General features: G+C 43.9%; 12 protein-coding genes. All 12 read left to right on the top strand.

The features are described 5' to 3' along the window. The 12 genes from G9G54_RS09965 (at position 1) to G9G54_RS09915 (ending at position 18,700) form a co-directional block, all read left to right on the top strand. A complete protein-coding gene (locus tag G9G54_RS09965) occupies positions 1-828 on the top strand; it encodes a flagellar hook-basal body protein (RefSeq protein ID WP_061831646.1) in 828 nt (275 codons plus the stop codon). 10 nt (positions 829-838) lie between these two features. Continuing rightward, complete coding sequence (locus G9G54_RS09960) at positions 839-1,051, top strand: DNA-directed RNA polymerase subunit beta (RefSeq protein WP_165177731.1); 213 nt, start codon at positions 839-841, stop codon at positions 1,049-1,051. 312 nt (positions 1,052-1,363) lie between these two features. After that, positions 1,364-1,528 (top strand): hypothetical protein, encoded by a 165-nt coding sequence (locus G9G54_RS25595; RefSeq protein WP_238807890.1) that lies wholly within the window; start codon positions 1,364-1,366, stop codon positions 1,526-1,528. A 417-nt stretch (positions 1,529-1,945) separates the two neighbouring features. Continuing rightward, on the top strand, positions 1,946-2,392 hold the full coding sequence (gene fabZ, locus G9G54_RS09955; protein ID WP_013312312.1) for a 3-hydroxyacyl-ACP dehydratase FabZ: 447 nt from the start codon (positions 1,946-1,948) through the stop codon (positions 2,390-2,392). A 98-nt stretch (positions 2,393-2,490) separates the two neighbouring features. Further along, complete coding sequence (locus G9G54_RS09950) at positions 2,491-4,209, top strand: phospho-sugar mutase (protein WP_165177729.1); 1,719 nt, start codon at positions 2,491-2,493, stop codon at positions 4,207-4,209. Positions 4,210-4,468: 259 nt separating this feature from the next. Further along, positions 4,469-6,484, top strand: coding sequence for a DUF5693 family protein (locus G9G54_RS09945; protein WP_165177727.1), 2,016 nt, complete (start codon positions 4,469-4,471; stop codon positions 6,482-6,484). Then, positions 6,460-7,596, top strand: coding sequence for a polysaccharide pyruvyl transferase CsaB (gene csaB / locus G9G54_RS09940; RefSeq protein WP_165177725.1), 1,137 nt, complete (start codon positions 6,460-6,462; stop codon positions 7,594-7,596). The genes G9G54_RS09945 and csaB overlap by 25 nt, the downstream gene beginning before the upstream one ends. Positions 7,597-7,604: 8 nt before the next feature. Continuing rightward, the gene (locus G9G54_RS09935; RefSeq protein ID WP_165177723.1) at positions 7,605-8,366 is read left to right on the top strand and encodes a WecB/TagA/CpsF family glycosyltransferase; all 762 of its coding nucleotides are present in this window, start codon (positions 7,605-7,607) and stop codon (positions 8,364-8,366) included. Positions 8,367-8,503: 137 nt separating this feature from the next. Beyond that, a complete protein-coding gene (locus tag G9G54_RS09930) occupies positions 8,504-9,634 on the top strand; it encodes a glycosyltransferase family 4 protein (protein ID WP_013312307.1) in 1,131 nt (376 codons plus the stop codon). Between the two features lie 190 nt (positions 9,635-9,824). Beyond that, a complete protein-coding gene (locus G9G54_RS09925; RefSeq protein WP_165177721.1) occupies positions 9,825-13,844 on the top strand; it encodes an S-layer homology domain-containing protein in 4,020 nt (1,339 codons plus the stop codon). 352 nt (positions 13,845-14,196) lie between these two features. After that, positions 14,197-17,334 carry an efflux RND transporter permease subunit gene (locus G9G54_RS09920; RefSeq protein ID WP_165177719.1) on the top strand — a complete coding sequence of 1,046 codons (3,138 nt, stop codon included), beginning with the start codon at positions 14,197-14,199 and terminating at the stop codon, positions 17,332-17,334. Positions 17,335-17,353: 19 nt separating this feature from the next. Further along, the gene (locus G9G54_RS09915) at positions 17,354-18,700 is read left to right on the top strand and encodes an efflux RND transporter periplasmic adaptor subunit (RefSeq protein ID WP_165177717.1); all 1,347 of its coding nucleotides are present in this window, start codon (positions 17,354-17,356) and stop codon (positions 18,698-18,700) included. Positions 18,701-19,102: the final 402 nt, after the last annotated feature.

Genomic DNA, 19,102 nt, shown 5'->3' with positions numbered 1-19,102 from the left:
ATGAACAACTCCATGATTGGCGCAATGGTATCTATGGCCAGTGTGCAGCAGCGTTTGGATTTAATTGCCGATAATATTGCTAATATCAATACAGTTGGTTATAAGAGTAAACAGGGTTCCTTTGAAGATGTATTGGCCAATGTGCAGCAACAGCCTTCAACGTATCTCCAAAATGGACGAGCCATGCCGCTCGGCTATAATTTGGGCTACGGAGTTAAAACGGCCGCAATCATGAAAAATATGGAGCAAGGTCCGCTCAAGGAGACGGGACTTCCTACCGATCTGGCGATTCAAGGTAATGCCATGTTTGAAGTCCAGGGGAATGGGCAAAAAGCTTGGACCCGTGACGGTAGCTTTCATTTTGTTCCTGATCCGAATGATAGTGCGACGATGATGTTGACCACTGCTGAAGGTTACTCCGTGCTGGATAACAATGATGTTCCTGTGACTGCTCCAGCGGGTTCCAAGGTGGCTATTAACTCGGATGGCGAATTGCTGATTCGTGCTAATGGAATTGGGAATCCGACGGTTGGTCAGAGAATCAAGCTAATGGATGTACAGCGTCCAGAGGGACTGGAACAGCGGGATGATAACCTATTCGTGTTGTTGAATGGTGTAACAGAGGCAAATGTATTCGGAGCAGCAGGTGTGGCAGGTGCTGTTCCAGCGGACGTATCTGTGCGTTCCGGTTATCTTGAGGAATCTAATGTGGATTTAGCGGGCGAAATGACGGATATGATGCAAGTTCAGCGGATGTATCAAATGGCGGCACGGGCACTAACTTCTAGCGATACGATGATGAACCTGGCCAACAATCTGAGGGCTTAAGGATTTGGTGATGAAAGAAGAACAATCTGATTCCCGTCCGGTGCCTGAAAAGACGAAGTCCCGCTGGCGTACTGCTCGTTATTTCATAGTTCCGTTGCTGCTCCTGTTATCGCTGTTAGGCGGCTTAATTGCAGGATATGTAATTGTAGGTAAGCAAGGGTTGTCAGGCGTGTTCGAGTGGAGAACCTGGCAGCATGTCATTGATCTTATATTTGCGCCTTAGTTTACTTTAAATGAGTGGGGGCGGGAAAAGGTCGCTCCGCGTGCAGATTGTTCTTCCGATTGCTGTTATCCCCAGATTCCTTTTGGTTTTAAAACATTGGAGGTTTGAATCCGGGGATAAAGGCAAACGCTGCGCTTCTTCAGAACAATTCTGCCCGCTCCGCTGGCTACCCGCCATCAGGCCACTTTTATTAAAATAAACCACCCGCAATTTGTGTGGGTAGTATATAACAAAACCCTGTGCCAGTGGCGCAGGGTTTTGTTATGCTTTTAAGGGAGGGGCCTCCAGCGTAGCACGCATGGATTGTGGCCAATGAAGGCCATCATAGAGGCCTTCGGTTTTCTCTGCCCTTCACGGCAAGCGAGCATTATTGAAGCGAGCTTTCTTTTTGAGCCAAAAGTAACTCGGCGGAGGGGATGGAATCGTTCTGAAGAAGAAGCGATAGCGTTCGCCTTTAACCTCGGATTTTACCCTTGAATTATTATACAATGAAAAAATCCGAGGTTAACAGCGATCGGAAGAATGATCCATCCCCGCAGCCCTTCCCCCCTTGGCTCAAATGAAACTTCGCTTCACCCCATAATAGGAGCACCCAATATGGTACTTCCGCGTAATTTTCTTTTTGCATCTGATAACTGTATAATGATGGGGAAGTTTATAACACTGCGGGGTAAAACCAAGCACGGGCAAAAGGGCTTCTTCGCGCCTCAGGTTGCATAACCGGCGGAAAAAGCCCCTTATCTCAACCTCCACTTCTGCAGTAGGTGAAGGATATCTAACATTGTTGCCGTTATGAGCTGTTTTTATGCAGCGTAAGCGGGGTAATATTATGCTTGCAGTAACTCATGACTGATACAGAGTCAAACCTGCAAGCGGGAGGAGTTATTAAGGTAAATGGACAAATTGCAATTGGATGTTAATCAAATTCAGGAGATTATCCCACATCGAGCGCCATTTTTATTGGTGGATCGTATTATTGAGCTGGAGGAAGGGAAAAGAGCAGTAGGCATTAAAAATGTAACGATGAATGAACCTCATTTCATTGGACATTTTCCGGGGTATCCTGTTATGCCTGGTGTGTTGATCACCGAAGCACTGGCTCAAGTTGGGGCTGTCGCATTACTGCACCTAGAGAGCAATCGTGGCAAAATCGGGTTCTTGGCAGGGTTGGATGGTTTCCGTTTCCGTGGGCAGGTGGTTCCTGGGGATACACTGACGCTTGAAGTGGAAATCACTCGTTCCAAAGGCGCATTTGGCAAAGGGAAAGCTACGGCTAAAGTAGGCGATACGGTAGTAGCTGAGGGCGAAATTATGTTTGCTTTATCTGACCCTCCCCAATAAATAAAGCTCTGCCGACATAAGCACGACGTCTGAACCGAGTGCATGTGTACATAGAAATCCTGTTTTGACAACCCAAAAATGGAGAGGGGAAATTCCGTATGACGCAGTTGAGTAAAAAAGCACTAGAAGGCATTGAGAGCTGGCTGCAAGACCCTTATATTGATGAAGAGACCAAACAGGAGTTGCGCGCATTGGAAGGCAACGAGCAGGAACTGGAGGATCGCTTTTACAAAGAGCTGGAATTTGGTACAGGCGGTCTGCGTGGAGTGATCGGGGCAGGAAGTAACCGGATGAACCGTTACGTCATTGGACGGGCGACTCAAGGGCTGGCTCGCTATATTTTAGAACAGCATGCTGGTAAAGAAGGAAAACCTTCGGTTGTTATTGCACATGATTCGCGTCATTTTTCACCAGAATTTGCTCTGGATGCAGCTTTGGTGCTGGCGGGCAATGGTATCGTGGCTAAGTTGTTCCCTTCCTTGCGTCCAACGCCACAGCTTTCGTTTAGTGTACGTCATTTGGGAGCCAGTGGAGGGATTGTTGTGACAGCGAGTCACAATCCTCCTGAGTATAATGGATACAAGGTATACAACGATGAAGGGGGTCAGCTTGTTCCAGATCAGGCTGAACAGGTAATTGGTTATATCCGTGAGGTTCCTTCTTTTGCCGACATTCGCAGTCTGACACGTGAGGAAGCAGAGGCACAGGGATTGTTGGTTTGGCTTGGAGAAGAGGAAGATGAAGCGTTTGTAGATACGGTAGCCAGTGTGAGTGTGAACCGTGAGCTGATTGCAGCCGGACCAGGCAAAAACTTCAAAGTTGTGTTTACACCTCTCCATGGCACTGGAAATGTACCGGTTCGCCGTGTGTTGGAGAAAATCGGTTTTGAACAGGTGCATATTGTGCCTGAGCAAGAGTTGCCAGATGCTGAATTTTCGACTATCAAGTCGCCAAACCCAGAAGAACGTGATGCGTTTAAGCTGGCAATTGCGCTGGGTGAGAAAATTGGTGCAGATCTGTTGATCGGAACAGACCCTGATGCTGACCGTATGGGTGCAGTTGTGAAAAACCGTGATGGCGAATATGTGGTATTGTCCGGTAATCAGTCTGGCGCGATCATGGTTTACTACTTGTTGAATCAACTGAAAGAAACAGGCAAGCTTCCTAATAATGGGGCTGTTATCAAAACCATCGTAACCAGCGAAATGGGTGCAGTCATTGCCGAACATTTTGGAGCAACCGTGTTTAACACGCTAACTGGCTTTAAGTATATTGGCGAGAAAATGAACCAATTTGACCAAACTGGCGAGTACACCTACCTGTTTGGCTATGAAGAGAGCTATGGTTATTTGGCAGGGAATTATGCTCGCGATAAGGATGCTGTCTTGGCGGCTATGCTGATCGCTGAAGCTGCTGCTTATTACAGCACACAAGGTAAGACGCTCTATGATGTTTTACAAGAGCTGTACGAGCAGTTTGGCTACTTCCTTGAGAAGCTGGAGTCTCGTACCCTTAAGGGTAAGGATGGAGTGGCACAAATTCAGGGCAAAATGACCGATTGGCGTAGCAACGCTCCTCAAGAGATTGCAGGCGTGAAGGTAGACAAGGTACTGGACTACTCACAAGGTCTGGACGGACTTCCACAGGAAAATGTACTCAAATTCTTACTGGAGGACGGTTCGTGGTTTTGCCTGCGCCCTTCGGGCACAGAGCCGAAAATCAAAGTATACTTTGCGGTACGCGGTTCCTCGCTGTCAGACGCGGAGCAAAGAATCAGCCACCTGGTCGATGCTGTTATGGCTCGCGTAGACGCTTGAGAAAAATCCCTTTATAATAGAATAGGTTAAGGTAATTGGATAAGATATAGTAATCGGTGACCTCTCACGGCAAAGGGCAGTACGCCGTGGAGGTCATTTCTGTATTGCAGAATAACCTGGAAGAGGCTTTGGGAAAATAGGCTTATTCCGGCAACGGAGGATTTTGCAAAATTCAATGAGTGACCTACCAAAAGGCTGAGTACGGCAAGGTGGGCAGCATTGAATTTTGCAAAATCCCGACTATTAAGGAGGTTCTTTGGTGTATCAGAAATGGCAGTATTGGAATACGGCTTCTCGAAAATGGTTATGGATTTTGGTGGCTGTCGGCTTGCTGGCTTCCATTCCGGTCATCGCCGATCGTATGAAGACAGAATCCTCGAGTAAAAAAGTAGAGATTGTATTCGATTATCGGGATTTGACAGAGGCAGCCTCGTATCAGGCTCACCCGCAGGACTATCTGAATGAGCAACTTGACCGCTTACAGCAAGCGGGTGTGAACAGCATGGCGATGTATGAAAGTACGTTGGATGATTTCCGTAAAGCGGGTCGCGTCGTAACCTATACGACTCAGAACATTGCCGATATGGAAAAACGGCTTTCACCTGCAAATGAGAATTTTACGTATATTGTTTTCGCTGATAAAGAAAATGCCGAGGCATTAAAGCCGTTAATTTTACGTACGTTTACAAGCCTGGACATCAATGTAAAACCTTGGACTTATCAGGGACAGGAAGGGTTAGTTGTGGAAACATCTCCAGAGGATGCGTATCTCAAGCCCATGCAGCCTGACCCGATTGCGATGAAGCAGCTTCGGAGCAAAGGATTTTTTATTGTTCCACGGATGAGCGATAGTCTTCCTTACAACCAGGAGTTGACGGAAGAGATGCTTGCTTCCTTTCAGCAAAATGGTGTAAAACGCATTTTGTTTGAAGGTGATTCAGTCAAAGGCTTCACCGATAACGAGAAAGAGCATAGCTTAGTGGCATTTGCTAAATTGCTGAACAAATACGATATTGGCCTAGCTGCTATCGAAAACTTAAAAAAACCGCAAGCAGGCTTCAATAAGCTCGCTTACGATATCCACTATAACGTTGTGCGTTTATACTCATTGAGCGATAAAGATTCAACGCTCGATGTTGAAACGTTGGCCGATCGTTTTGCATTGGCCACCAAGGACCGTAATATTCGCATGTTGTATCTGAATACTGCGCCTAGCCGTAGTATTGCTGAAGCCAAGGTGAAGGATTCGGTAGATAACCTAATCCACAGCTTGGACAAGCCGGGTAACGCTGTACAACGGATGGAGAAAAAGGGGTTTGAACTCGGACAGGCTGAACCGTTCCAAGTCGTCGATTCATCCATTCAGCGCTATCTGAAAATGATTGTCGTACTAGGTGCACTGGCATTCTTCTCCATTATGGTGTCCTATTTCGTCCCGGCATTGACTTTGCTGGCATTTGCACTTGGCTTGGTAGGTTCAGCAGGACTTTATGTTTTGAACTCTAGCTTGATGGAGCAAGGCCTGGCCCTACTCGCAGCGATTAGCGGACCTACGGTTGCAATGATCATCGCTGTGCGTACGATTAGAATTAAACGTGAACAGGGTGCTGAACTTTCTGTAGGTCAGCGTTTGATTCAAACGTTTATACTGTACGTGCAGACGGCGATTTTGTCGCTGGCTGCGGTGCCTTTCGTTATTGCGCTGTTGAACAGTATTGCCTACAGCCTTGTGCTGAATCAATTTAGAGGTGTAAGCTTGCTTCACATTCTGCCGATCTTCTTGGCAGCGATATATATTTTCTTTTATCGTGGCGTTTCTATACGGGAGGAAATTTCCAAGCTGCTACGTACGCCGATTACTGTATTGTGGGTTATCGCACTGGCTGTTATCGCAGCCGCAGGTTATTACTATTTGACTCGTACCGGAAATGCGGGTACGGTGTCGAACACGGAGTTGGTCTTCCGGAACTTCCTTGAAAATGCGTTTGGTGTACGTCCGCGCAATAAGGAATTTTTGATGGCTCACCCACTGTTTATTGCAGGGGCATTCCTGGCTTTGAAATATCGCAAAGCAATCTATTTGCTGATTATAGCTGCTATTGGTCAAGCCTCTATGGTGGATACCTTTGCTCACATTCACTCTCCAGCGGCATTGTCGCTTAGTCGCGGGCTGTTAGGATTGGGCTTGGGCCTGGTGCTGGGAATCATCGCAATTGTCGTGTGGCAAGTGCTGGAAGGGTGTTGGAAGAAATGGTCACCACAGCTCAAACGATAATCATCTCGGGTTATTACGGTTTTAACAATAGTGGAGATGAGGCGGTGCTTAAGTCGATTTTGACAGCTTTAGAGGAGGAGAGTCGTCAGGCGGGGATTACAATCAAGCCTGTTGTTCTGTCTTCTGACCCCGCTTGGACACAGAAAATGTACGGAGTAGAAGCAGTACCACGGATGAGTCTGGGGGAAGTTCGTAGAGCGATTAAAAACAGCGATGGGCTAATAAGTGGCGGCGGGAGTTTGCTCCAGGATGCAACAAGCCCTAAAAGTATTCCGTATTATCTGGCGATTCTGAAACTGGCCCAATGGGCTGGAAAACCGACGTTTGTATATGCTCAGGGCATTGGTCCGGTACAACGGAAGATATTTTATCCTATGATCCGTTCTGTGTTTCAGCGCTGTGAATATGTTTCTGTAAGAGATGAGCAGTCTGCCGCACTACTGGGTACTATGAAACTAAAGAACCCGGTTGTCGAAGTTGTTCCTGATCCGGTAATGGGGCTTCCATTGCCCTCGGGTTCCGAGCTGCATAAAGCAGCAACTGAAACGGATAAGGATAAACTTCCGATCGTTGGTGTATCTGTACGTTACTGGGATAAGGAGCGTCGCGATTTAACGGCTATTGCGGACGGCTTGAAAAAATTAGCTGCTGAGCGCCGTGTACACTTACGCTTTTTACCTTTCCATCTGCCTGATGACGAGCAGGCTTCAAGGATGGTAATGGATTTGTTGGGGGATATTAGGGGGACGGGAAGCCTTGTCAGCATGTGCGATCAAGTCACCGATCCTCAACAGATGCTTTTGGAAGTCAGTCGTTGCAGTTTGATGATCGGGATGCGATTACACAGCTTGATCTATGCAGCATCCCACCAGGTGCCTCCGTTGGGGATATCCTACGATCCCAAAATTGATCATTTCCTCAGCCGTGTCGGTAGCCAGCCTGTAGGCACTACAGAGGCACTGGATGGACAAAAGATGGCTAATGAGTCTATGCGGTTGCTGGATCAGCGAAGTCAATGGATCGAGAGCCAGGGAGCGGCCATTGCTTTGTTAAAAAGTGAGGCTCGCTTACCGGCACAGCATATCGTTAATTACTTGTGTCGCAAAGGATGATGGATACAGTGACAGTTGATAAGGTTACGAATGTGCCTACCGTCCCGATTTTCGGTGTTCCGGTATCAAGGCTTAATATGAAAGATACATTAAATGTATTAATTCAAGCAGTGGAGTCTCGCCGGCCCCATCAAGTGATCACTGCCAATCCGATTATGGTAATGGCTGCATTGGAAGATCCAGTGTACATGGACGTGATGAAACAGGCAGAGTTGATTGTTCCAGATGGGACTGGCGTGGTCTGGGCTGCAAACTATGTAGGACATCCTGTACCTGAGCGGGTAGCGGGCTTTGACTTGTTACATGAATTACTTGCAGCTGGAGAAAACTATCATTGGAAGGTTTATTTACTGGGATCAACATCTGAGGTGATTCAAGCGACCGCAAAGCGGGTACATGAGCTTTATCCCCGGATTACGGTTTGTGGCAAGCGTGATGGCTTTTTTGGACCTAAAGAGGATGAAGCGGTGATTGCAGCCATTCGTGAAGCAAATCCCGATTTGTTGTTTGTAGCACGTGGAGCGGACACACAGGAACCCTGGATTGGTAAATATAAGGAACAACTGGGTGTACCGGTGATGATGGGGGTTGGCGGTAGCTTCGATGTTATATCAGGCAGAACCAAACGCGCACCTAAATTGTTCCAAAAGCTACGGGCTGAATGGTTATATAGACTCCTCAAAGAGCCAAGCCGATACAAAAGAATGCTTGCGCTGCCGAAATTCGCCGCGAAAGTGATGCGCGAAAAAGAAAACGTCACAAAAGTGTGATAAATAGCTTGAATCTGCCTTCAAAACCCGCTAATTTGCCAGAATATGAAGCTTGGTATTTATTTTTGATCAGAGTATAATTCAATGCGGTTACATCTGAAAAGGGATTGCTTTAAAATTGGGGGTCGAATGATCAAATGTTATTGATCTATATTATTGGGTTCATCATGGCACTAGGACTTGCGCTGTTACTGACACCGCTCGTCAAGAAATTCGCTGTGAAGGTTGGAGCCGTCGATGTACCGAATGCCCGAAAAGTACATACCCGAATTATGCCGCGTCTTGGCGGACTGGGGATTTTCTTGGCATTTCTGTTGTCCTTATTAGCGGTGTTACCTTTTGTGCCTGACGGAATGCTGTCCTCTCGGGATATTAACTTTATCGCAGCCTTTCTGATTGGCGGCACGCTGATTACACTGATTGGTGCTCTCGATGATCGTTTTGATCTCAATGCAAAATTGAAATTTTTGGCTCAAATTGCCGTTGCGTGTATGGTCGTGTTTGCTTTTGATATTCGTGTAGATTTTGTAAATGTACCTTTTCAGGATGCATACTCATCTTTGGAAAGCTGGATTTCCATTCCGCTTACGATTTTCTGGATCGTAGGTGTAACGAATGCCATCAATTTGATTGACGGTCTGGATGGACTGGCTGCAGGTGTCTCAGGAATTGCGATTGGGACTATCTTTGTGATGTCGGTATTGATGGGCAATTACATGGTAGCTATGCTTTGTCTTGTACTGCTGGGCAGTATTATCGGATTTTTATTTTTCAACTTTCATCCTGCGAAAATATTTATGGGTGATACAGGGTCATTATTTTTAGGTTTCTGTCTGGCCATGCTATCCATGCTTGGTTTCAAGCAAATTGCTATCGTATCTTTTATTACGCCATTGATTATTATCGGTGTACCTTTGTCAGATACATTCTTTGCTATCATTCGTCGCAAGTTGCAGAAAAAACCGATTTTCTCTCCGGATAAAGGTCATTTGCATCACTGCTTACGCGAACTAGGTTTCAGTCACAGACAGACGGTGTTGATTATCTACGGTATTGCGGCATTTTTCGGTGTATTGGCCGTGATTCAATCGTCTGCTGCGCTTAATGAAGCGAACTGGGTCACCTTTGTCGTGATTTGTATTATGATGTTCTTCCTACAGATTGGTGCAGAGGTTATTGGTCTTGTTGGCAAAACCAAACGCCCAGTTATAAACACACTGATTCGCTTGCTGGCTAAGCCAGATTCCCAAACGCGTTCGAAATTATAATTTTAATTTAAAAGTAAGCCTTCAAGCTTGGCGGTATACCGCGGGTTTGAAGGCTTTTTTGATGTTTGCTGTAAAAAAACTCCCTCCTTTTTTGAGAATTTACTAATTTTTTGTATGTTTACTACCGATAAAAAAAGTATTGAATGATTACGTACCCCAAGGTGCGACAGAATCAAAGGAGGACAATGATTTGAAACGATTGCTATCCATGTTGCTGACGGTTGGTCTCATCATTGGCTTGGTGCCGGCGGCCCTGGTAGGTACGGCTCATGCTGCGACGGGAACTTATTTTATTTTTCCAAGTGAAAAATATGATGTGGATTCGGCTAGAATGGTAAACACTGACCGAGTTACAGTTAACGGTACGATTAACGGAGTGAACGGAAGTACTATATCTTATAGTGTATTCCAACTCTCTAAAAATGGAACAAACCTTAACGTGGTTAATAAGAACGAGAGTCAAAAAGGCGGAATTACAGTCAGTGGCTCTACGCTTAAAGTTACAGACATTAAACTGTTTCCTGGTTTGAACCGGATTACATTTCAAAGTAGCCAAAATTCGGCTGATATGAAGGACTCCATTTACATTGAGTATCAGGATGGGCCTAAGCTTTATGATCTATCTGCTACGTTGAATGGTGAAACCGAGCAGTTGCTTGAGAATCAGACAGCGGTGCTGACAGACGCACGCAATAGCGGTACGGATGATGTGAAAGTAGTCATTCAAGGTACGGCTCCTAATGCTGACAGTGTAACGCTCACGTCTGCAAAAAGCAGTAATACGTATACAGTTAACTCTTACACTGGCTACAAACTAACGGGTAGTGTTGTACTGAGTCCGGGTAAAAATATAGTGACCATTAAAGTGAATAACGGAACTCAGGCTCTTACAGTTACACGTGAAATTACGATTTATACGGGTAAACCGGAATTTTCTGATTTGACCCTGAATAAGGATGGGAATGTTTCTGCTGATTTGGCCACTTCGCCTGACTTTACCGTATCGTCTACAAGTGGTGTGGTTTTAAAAGGTAATGTTTTGGTGCCAGGCGGTGCAACTGATCCAGGAGTGGCCACAATCAATGCACGTTTTACCGATGTGAGTAACAATGGTAGTGCTGTGGGTAGTGCGACTGGGGTTGATGCCACAATTGATACTGCAAATGTAGTTACATCAAATGGTTATAAAGTATATCCGTTTCAGGTGACTGTACCTTCGGAAGCTGTACTTGATCATTTGACCAGAGCATCCCTGGGCATAACTTATACGGATAGCAGTACACCACCGGCTCCATCGGCTGTCCAATTTACATTGCGCAGCAGCACTCAGCCGTATATTGATGATGTTAACTATCTTCCTGATTTTAATACTCAATTGTTGAACAGAACTAATGGAAGCGGGTCTGATCAGGCAGCTGCCCTAGATGAAGCTATGAAATTAACAGGTAGCTCTATGAAGAACAAGACTACAGATGCTGCATCTGTACCTGTAGGTATGGAGTTTATCGTTGTTAATGGCGCACCTTCTTCAATTAGTGAGCTTTCTGGAGTATCGGTTCATATTGTAGGATCGCCTCAAGATGTGATTCGTACAATCAATGGTAAGTCAACGCAAGTGAAGAAAATTGTTGCTTATGTAGACACTTTGCCTAAAGAAGGACAAAATGTACTGAATTTTTATCTGAATGGTGACTCGACCAAGTTAATTAAAGCAACGGTGAATCTGTTGCAGGGTCCGTTCATGAAGTACGATACGATTTATGATGGGCAACAAATTCCGTTGAATACATCCAGCTCAAACTTGAATACCTATAAATTGACTCAACTGGGCTACTTTAAAGGTAAATTGCTTGATGTGAGCAATGCAGCAGATATTCATTACACTGGAAGTAACCGAAATGTCTTCCTGTATATTAATAATGTATTGGTTGATTTGGATGGTTCAGGTGCGGACTTCAAGCTTGCTGCTTCCTCGGAGACAGCCGCAGCCAATGCCTTGGCGAACGGAAATAATGAAATCAAGTTTGTATACAAGCCAGGTATTGAGTACAGCAATACGGTAAAAGTAAACTTTACACAGACGAATATTCCAGTAATTCCTGTTCCCAACACACAAGGAATCATCCCTTTTACACCAGTTAGCGGCTTGAGCAATACGCCGAAATATAGCGAAATTGCTCCGAAATCAAAAGATGCTAATTTCACCAAAGTGGATGATACCAACTACAATACATCTCTGAAAAATATCAATGTATTTGGTACTTTCAGTATTGCTGATTTGGGTAAAGCAGATCAGGTAAATGGTTCGTTAAGTGATATTGCTAATAAAGATCAATATATTTTGGAGATTAAGGGATCGGATGACAGTGAAGTTAACTGGACACTGAGTAACGAGTTTTTCTCAGCAGAAGATGCTAAGACAACATACAATTCCGGTTCTACTACAGACAAATTTACAAATAAAGATTTAAAAGACCTGCTTGTGTACTACCATCCGGACAAAAAGTATTTCAGCTTTGTGTTGAAAAACCAAACTATTTCGCAAGATGGAACACCGGTAGCTTATAACATTACCTTGTTCAATAGCGGCAAGAGCGGACCATTTGCTACTTTCCGACTGCAAGTATCCGGTCAATCCACATCTTTTGATATTTTGCGTCCGCTCCCTGAAAAGAGAATCGTGAATCAAAACTTTGTGCAAGTTGTTGTAAATGCAGGTAATGCAGATAGTGTTACGGTAGGTAAAGAAACAGCAGTTCAAGAGGGTTTCGACTCTGATTATGATGGCACCATTGATTATCCATCAACTTACAAAGCCATCGTTACAGGTCTAAAAGCCAACAAAGATAATAAAATTGACGTAGTGGTTACTGTAGGTAAAGAAAAACTGAAACAGACCATTACTGTTAAATATGTGCCTACTAATATTCCTGGCGAGCAGTACATGGAAGCGATGAAAACATCGCACAAAGTGTTCGATGGTAATCTTACACTTGCTTTTGCAAAGGGAACGAGTCTGATTCGTCGGGACTACGATCAACCGCAACAGTTCAAAAACCAGGTTTTCTCTGGTCACAATTTGTACTTTGCAATAGCAAATAGCGAAGATGGTGTGGTTGACCGTCATGAATTTGAAACTGAAAAAGCATTGTCCGATATGCAGAGCTTGATTGCAGATGGAAGTAGATACTTCAACAGAGATTTTCCGGCCCGCTTTAATATGTCGAGTCCGGTATTCTGGATTGATCCAGGTACAGCAGATGACATTAAAACGGATGATTACGATCCAGTAACTTATGGTGCTGATCCTTATCAATTGGCTAACAAGTCGCAAAATGACAGTAGCAAGATCAAAAACTTCTACTGGCGCGACCCATCTAACGAGTTAGTACCATCCAAGCGTGCTACATTGACGCTGACGTATGATAGCAGTATTGCTCAGGATGCAGGGAAACAAATGACAGTGTTCTATTTCGATTCTGATCTTAAAGATTGGCAGAACATTGGTGGTGTGGTGGATCCGAAAAAACATACCATTAAGGTACCGTTTGATCGTTTTGGCTACTATGTAGTTGCTAAGGTTGGAGAAACGTATAGTGATGTCATTAAGCACAAATACGCTAGAGATTACATTGAGGCTATCTTGGCCAAAGGTGTCATGAACCCAATGGATCCAATTAATAGCTTTGGACCTGACAGCTACATTAAAAGAGGCGAATTCACGTCTATGATTGTCAAAGGTCTGCAAATTCCGCTTAATTTCAGTGGAGCGAAGCATTTCGACGACGTGTCTATTCCAAATACGATATCAGCAGATGCTCTATACGATTATCGTTATATTGAAACAGCTGCGCGTGCCGGTATTGTCAAAGGTTCACAACCAAGAATCTTTATGCCGGAAGATGTAATCACGCGTCAAGATGCAGCAGTCATTATTGCCAAGGCATTGAATTTGAAGCTGGAAACAGATCATGACAAAATCATGAAGAACCTGTCTAAGACCTTTAAAGATGCGGACAAGATTGATTACTATGCGCAAGCATCTATATTGGCTATCGCCAAGAAAGGCTTTATCACAGGGTCACCTGTGGATGCAAGTGATCTGAAAAAAGGATATATGTTTAATCCTACTTCCTTGACCTTGCGCGGAGATGCAGCGATTATTGTAGCTAAAGTTATGGCTGATAAAAAACTGCTTCCTAAAATCTAATCAACAAAACACCTGAATTTATTAAACATCCCTCCATGCGAAATGGTAATTCCCTTTCATATACATGTGAGGGATGTTTTTTATAAATCAGCTATTTGACTGGGATTAAGGGCCTATGCCATAATATCAATGAGATGAAAACTTTGGCTAAGCATTACAACGTTTTTTATTTTCGATTCACATTAAACGTATGTAATTAACTGTTTTTTTTTAAGCGTTTATCTCAAAATGTGTTTATTATTTTTTTATATGTTTTTTTTGCACATTTATCTGAAACTTTACGCCTATTTCATCGTAGTAGTGGATGAGTGTGCTTAAATATTACATAGAGAAGTGAGTGGGGAGTGATGAGATGTCTCAGTTTTCAATACGCCGTCCTGTAACAGTATTTATGTTAATTATTGCTTTGTTAATCGGGGGCGGTATTTTTGCGTTAAGACTTCCTGTAGAGCAAATGCCGGATATGAAGCTGCCATTCGCTGCAGTGGTGACTAGTATTCCAAATGCAACGCCTACAGAAGTTGAGGAATTGGTTACTAAACCTATTGAGAAAAGTCTGGCTTCTATTGAGAACGTGGATAAAGTCATGTCCGAGTCTTCAGAAGGAACATCTATGGTCATGATTCAATTTAACTGGGGAGTAGATATCAATCAAGCAACCCTCGACATGCGAGATAAAGTTGATGGGGTTAAAGGGTCTCTTCCCAAGGCGGCTAATTCGCCGCGTGTCCTTAAGGTGGATCTCAACGCAACGCCGGTTATTACGCTCTCTCTTACAGGAGACCAGGATATTAACAAGTTGAAGCCTATTGCTGAAGATATTATTGAGCCGCGGCTTGAAAGAATTGCGGGAGTAGCTGCAGCCAACATGTCAGGTGGGCAAGCTCGGCTTGTGAAGATTACCGTAGATCAAGCCAAACTTCAAAGCTATGGCATTACGCTAGATCAAATCAGCCAAGCGCTATCGTCTAATAACGTAGCGGGTTCTGCTGGTTCGGTGTACCGAGGCAATACAGAAATCCAACTTCGGGTTCAAGGTGAATACAAAGCTGTTTCAGAAATGGGTGAAACGCCAATTCCAGTAGGGAAGGGAAGCATTAAGCTAAAGGACATCGCGAAAGTTGAAGATTCCTTGGATGATGTTACAACCATTTCTACCTATAACGGAAAGCCAAGTATCAATATTTCTGTTACTAAAGCTACAGGGGGGAATACCCTTTCAATCGCCGATTCTGTAAAGGATAGTTTAGATTCGATACGGAAGGAATTGCCTCCGGGAACTCAATTGGAGATGGTAACAGATGCATCCAAACCCATTAGCGACTCCGTACACTCATTAGTAGAGCATGCTATATTGGGACTTATTATCGCAGCTATTGTGTTGCTATTATTTTTGAATAGTATACGTTCTACCATTATTGCTACTATCGTTATTCCAATTTCCTTCGTAGCTACGTTTATGATGATGTATTTCACCGGACAAACCATTAATATTATTTCACTGAGCGGTTTGCTTCTGGGGTTAGGATCCTTTGTCGATTTTGCGGTTGTTATTATTGAGAATATTTTTAGACAGCGACATGAAGGGAAAAGCATGCTACAAGGGGCTATTGATGGCTCCAAGCAGGTGGGTAATGCCGTTATGGCATCTGCACTTGCGCAGATCGTAGTATTTTTACCAGTTGTTTTTGTTGACGGAATTGCGGGAGTTCTATTTAAACCGTTGGCGTTAACAGTTATTTTCTCTCACATTGCAGCCTTGCTTGTATCCCTTATGATTGTGCCGATGCTGGGCTCACGTTGGCTACCTACCGTGCCAGATGAATCCATTTATTCTTCAGGTACTTATAAGGGTGTTAACCCTATTGTGTGGTTTAATATTGGCTTCGAGAAATTTAAGAGTGGGTATCGCCGTATACTGAAGTGGGGAATTAACCATAGAAAATCTGTGTTAATTATTACTTTATTAATGTTTGTGGCAGCTGGGGCTCTAGTTCCTTTCGTTAAGGCTGAATTTATCCCAGCATCCGATACTGGGGAATTCACAATTAACGTGAAACTTCCTAATGGAACGGTCTTGGAAGAAACGGAAAAGGTTGTTCAAGATATAGAAAAAGAAATTTTGAAAGTTCCGGATCTAGATAAAATGACAGTGACTGTTGGTTCTGGTGGCAATTCTGGTTATTCAGGGGCAGCTCCAACCAACTCAGCAGATCTAAGTGTAACACTGAAGGATGGACATCAGGCAACAGATGCTATAGTTGAGGGTCTTCGTAAAAAATTTGATAGCATTCCGGATGCAGAGATTACAATGGCGTCTACAACAGGCCTTTCAAGCGGAGCGGCTGTTAATATTAACTTAAAAGGTGACGATATTGACGTCCTGAGAGAACTCTCGGACAATCTCGTTGCGGACGTAAAAAACATACCAGGTACGGTCAATGTGAAAAGTACCTTGAGTGCGGTTCGCGAAGAATATGAGATTACCGTTAATCGGGAGCTTGCGAGTCGATATGGCTTATCAGCAACTCAAATTTTATCAGCAGTGAATACTTCTTTTAATGGATCAGTCGCCACAAGCTATCGTACAGGTGAGGATCAGATTGATGTGAAGATATCGTTGCCAGAGCAAAACCGCCATGATTTGTCAAATCTAAAAGCCTTACGGATTACCACTTCGCAAGGTATTGATGTACCTTTGTCTTCCGTAGTAAGTATTGATAAACGGACTGTACCCGATACTGTTACTCGTGAAGACCAAACGCGTCAAGTGCAGATTACAGCTGATATTGATGGAACAGGGGATATTCTTACTATTAATCAAAAAATAGATGCTCTTTTGAAGAGTACTCACTTCCCTGAAGGCTACAGTGCAGATACGGGTGGTGGACAAAATGAACAAATGCTGGAGTCCTTTACGAACTTGGCGATAGCTATTTTACTATCTGTCGTGCTCATTTATATGGTTATGGCAGGACAGTTCGAATCGTTGCTCACACCGTTTGTTATTATGTTTTCCGTTCCACCTACGGTAATTGGTGTGCTTATCGGTTTAGCTGTAACCGGGGCGAGTCTCAGCGTTTCAGCTTTGACGGGTTATATCATGCTCGTCGGTTTGGTCGTTAACAATGCCATAGTTATGATTGACTTTATAATTCAGCTCCGAAAAGACGGCCAAGATCGGGATGAAGCTATTATTCATGGAGCGTCTGAGCGGTTGCGTCCTATTTTGATGACCACGCTGGCTACTGTACTAGCTTTGCTCCCAATGGCATTCGCTACAGGAGAGGGTAACGAAACACAAGCACCGATGGCAGTAGTTGTTGTATTCGGGTTATCCTTCGCAGCTGTTATTACATTGATTCTAATTCCGGTAGTCTACGTCATCATGGATAATATGATACAAAAACGTAAGAATCGGAAATTAAAAAGACAAGCGAAGAGAGAATTAAAAAAAGAAGCGAAACTACAAAAAAGTGTTCATATATAAGGTGAGGTGGAGAAACATAATGAATAAAAAAAGTGCTCTGATTGCTACAACTTTGCTTTTATCAGTTGCATTAGCGGGTTGCGGTGGGGGGGAGGCCCCTGCCGCTTCAACTGCGGCGCAGCAAGCCATTCCGGTCCAAGTGGCCAAAGTGACCAAAGGTAGTATTAACGATTCAACAGGTATCATTGGTAGCTTTGCTCCTAAAGAGACGGCTCAGGTGTCTCCGAAAATTAGTGGCAAAATTCAAAGCATTAACCTCACAGTGGGGCAAAAAGTAAATAAGGGCGACACATTGTTTACTATAGACCAAAAGGACTTGCGGGACTCAATTAAGCAATCTCAGGAGTCGTACCAGGTTGCCCTGGCCAATTTAAAGCAGGCAGAGTCAGGTGCAGCGCAATCGGTGCAGCAGGCAGAATCCAGCGTGGATCAAGCCAAAAGTGCGCTTATCCAGCAAGACAACACGATCACTCAAGCTCAAACCAGTCTGGTAGATGCTCAGAGTTCTGTGCGTGATGCTCAAAATACGCTCAATCGCAACCAACAGCTGTTTAGTGCGGGTGCTCTTTCTCAATCCGAGTTAGAGCAGTCTCAAATAGCGCATAGAAGGGCTGTAACTGCGGTGGAGAATGCACAGATCACACTTCATAATGCACAAACGTCTAAGGAAAGTGCGCAAACAACATATAATAATGCTCAAAAATCATTACGTCTTGCACAACAGAAAACGGGCATTGACGTAGCTCGTGCTTCTGTCAATCAGGCTAAGTCCAGTTTAGACACAGCTCGTAGTCAATTGGTGGATACTGTAGTCAAAGCTCCAATTTCCGGCACGATATCGGTAGTAACAGGAACCCAGGGGCAAATGGTTAGTGCACAATCTGCGGTTGCTACAATAGCGAATACCAATCCTATTATTGCCAAAGTTAACGTTTCTGAATCTGAGCTTCTTAAGTTGCAGGTGGGTTCATCTGTGACTGTAGGTGTGGACTCGTTAAATAAGCGAATTGAGGCCAGAGTATCGGCCGTCAATCCGGTAATGGATAATGATCTCAAGGCATATCCTGTCGAGATTTCGGTTCCTAATGGTTCTGGTGAATTAAAATCAGGGATGGTTGTAACTGTATACATGAAATCAGAAGCTCCTAAAAACATTTTGGTATCGCAGGATGCCATTACGGAGCAGGCAGGGAAGAAGTATGCTTATGTAGTGGAGGGAACTGTTGCTAAGCGGGTAGAAGTGCAAACAGGCCAGGAAAGTGCCAAACAGGTTGAGGTAACCAAGGGGCTTGCTGAAGGACAAAATGTTGTCGTTAAGGGCGTTAGTCTGCTTACGGATGGCGCGAAGATTAATGTAGTGAAGTAATTTGTCTCGGTTATATATACCGTAAATCACTGTTACTCCGTCATTCCTACTACTTAAAGTGTATTAGAGCATTAGATTTCAAGGGAATCTATAAGACTTTATGTACTTTATATATTCTATGGATAATTCTTAACGAATATAATCCATTAAAGACCGACTTAAATGTACGAAAATGATCCTTGTACATTTAAGGTTGATAAGGTAAAAGTTGTAGGATGACGGAGGAACAGGTTCAATAGTATAATTATGACTGTTGGAAGCGGAATACATAATCAAAAAAAATAAAAATTTTTTTTGAAACGGACGCAACTTTTTGAACCCATGCTACGTCTAATTGGGTGAGTATGAAACAAAGGGGTACAAAAGCGTAAAGACAAAATTCGCTAAAAAAAATCTTTACTG

It is taken from the genome of Paenibacillus sp. EKM212P (genome assembly GCF_011066115.1).
GTDB classification, from domain to species: Bacteria; Bacillota; Bacilli; order Paenibacillales; family Paenibacillaceae; genus Paenibacillus; species Paenibacillus polymyxa_B.
The sequence above is the reverse complement of the archived record's forward strand: the minus strand, read 5'-3'. Positions and strand labels throughout refer to the sequence as shown.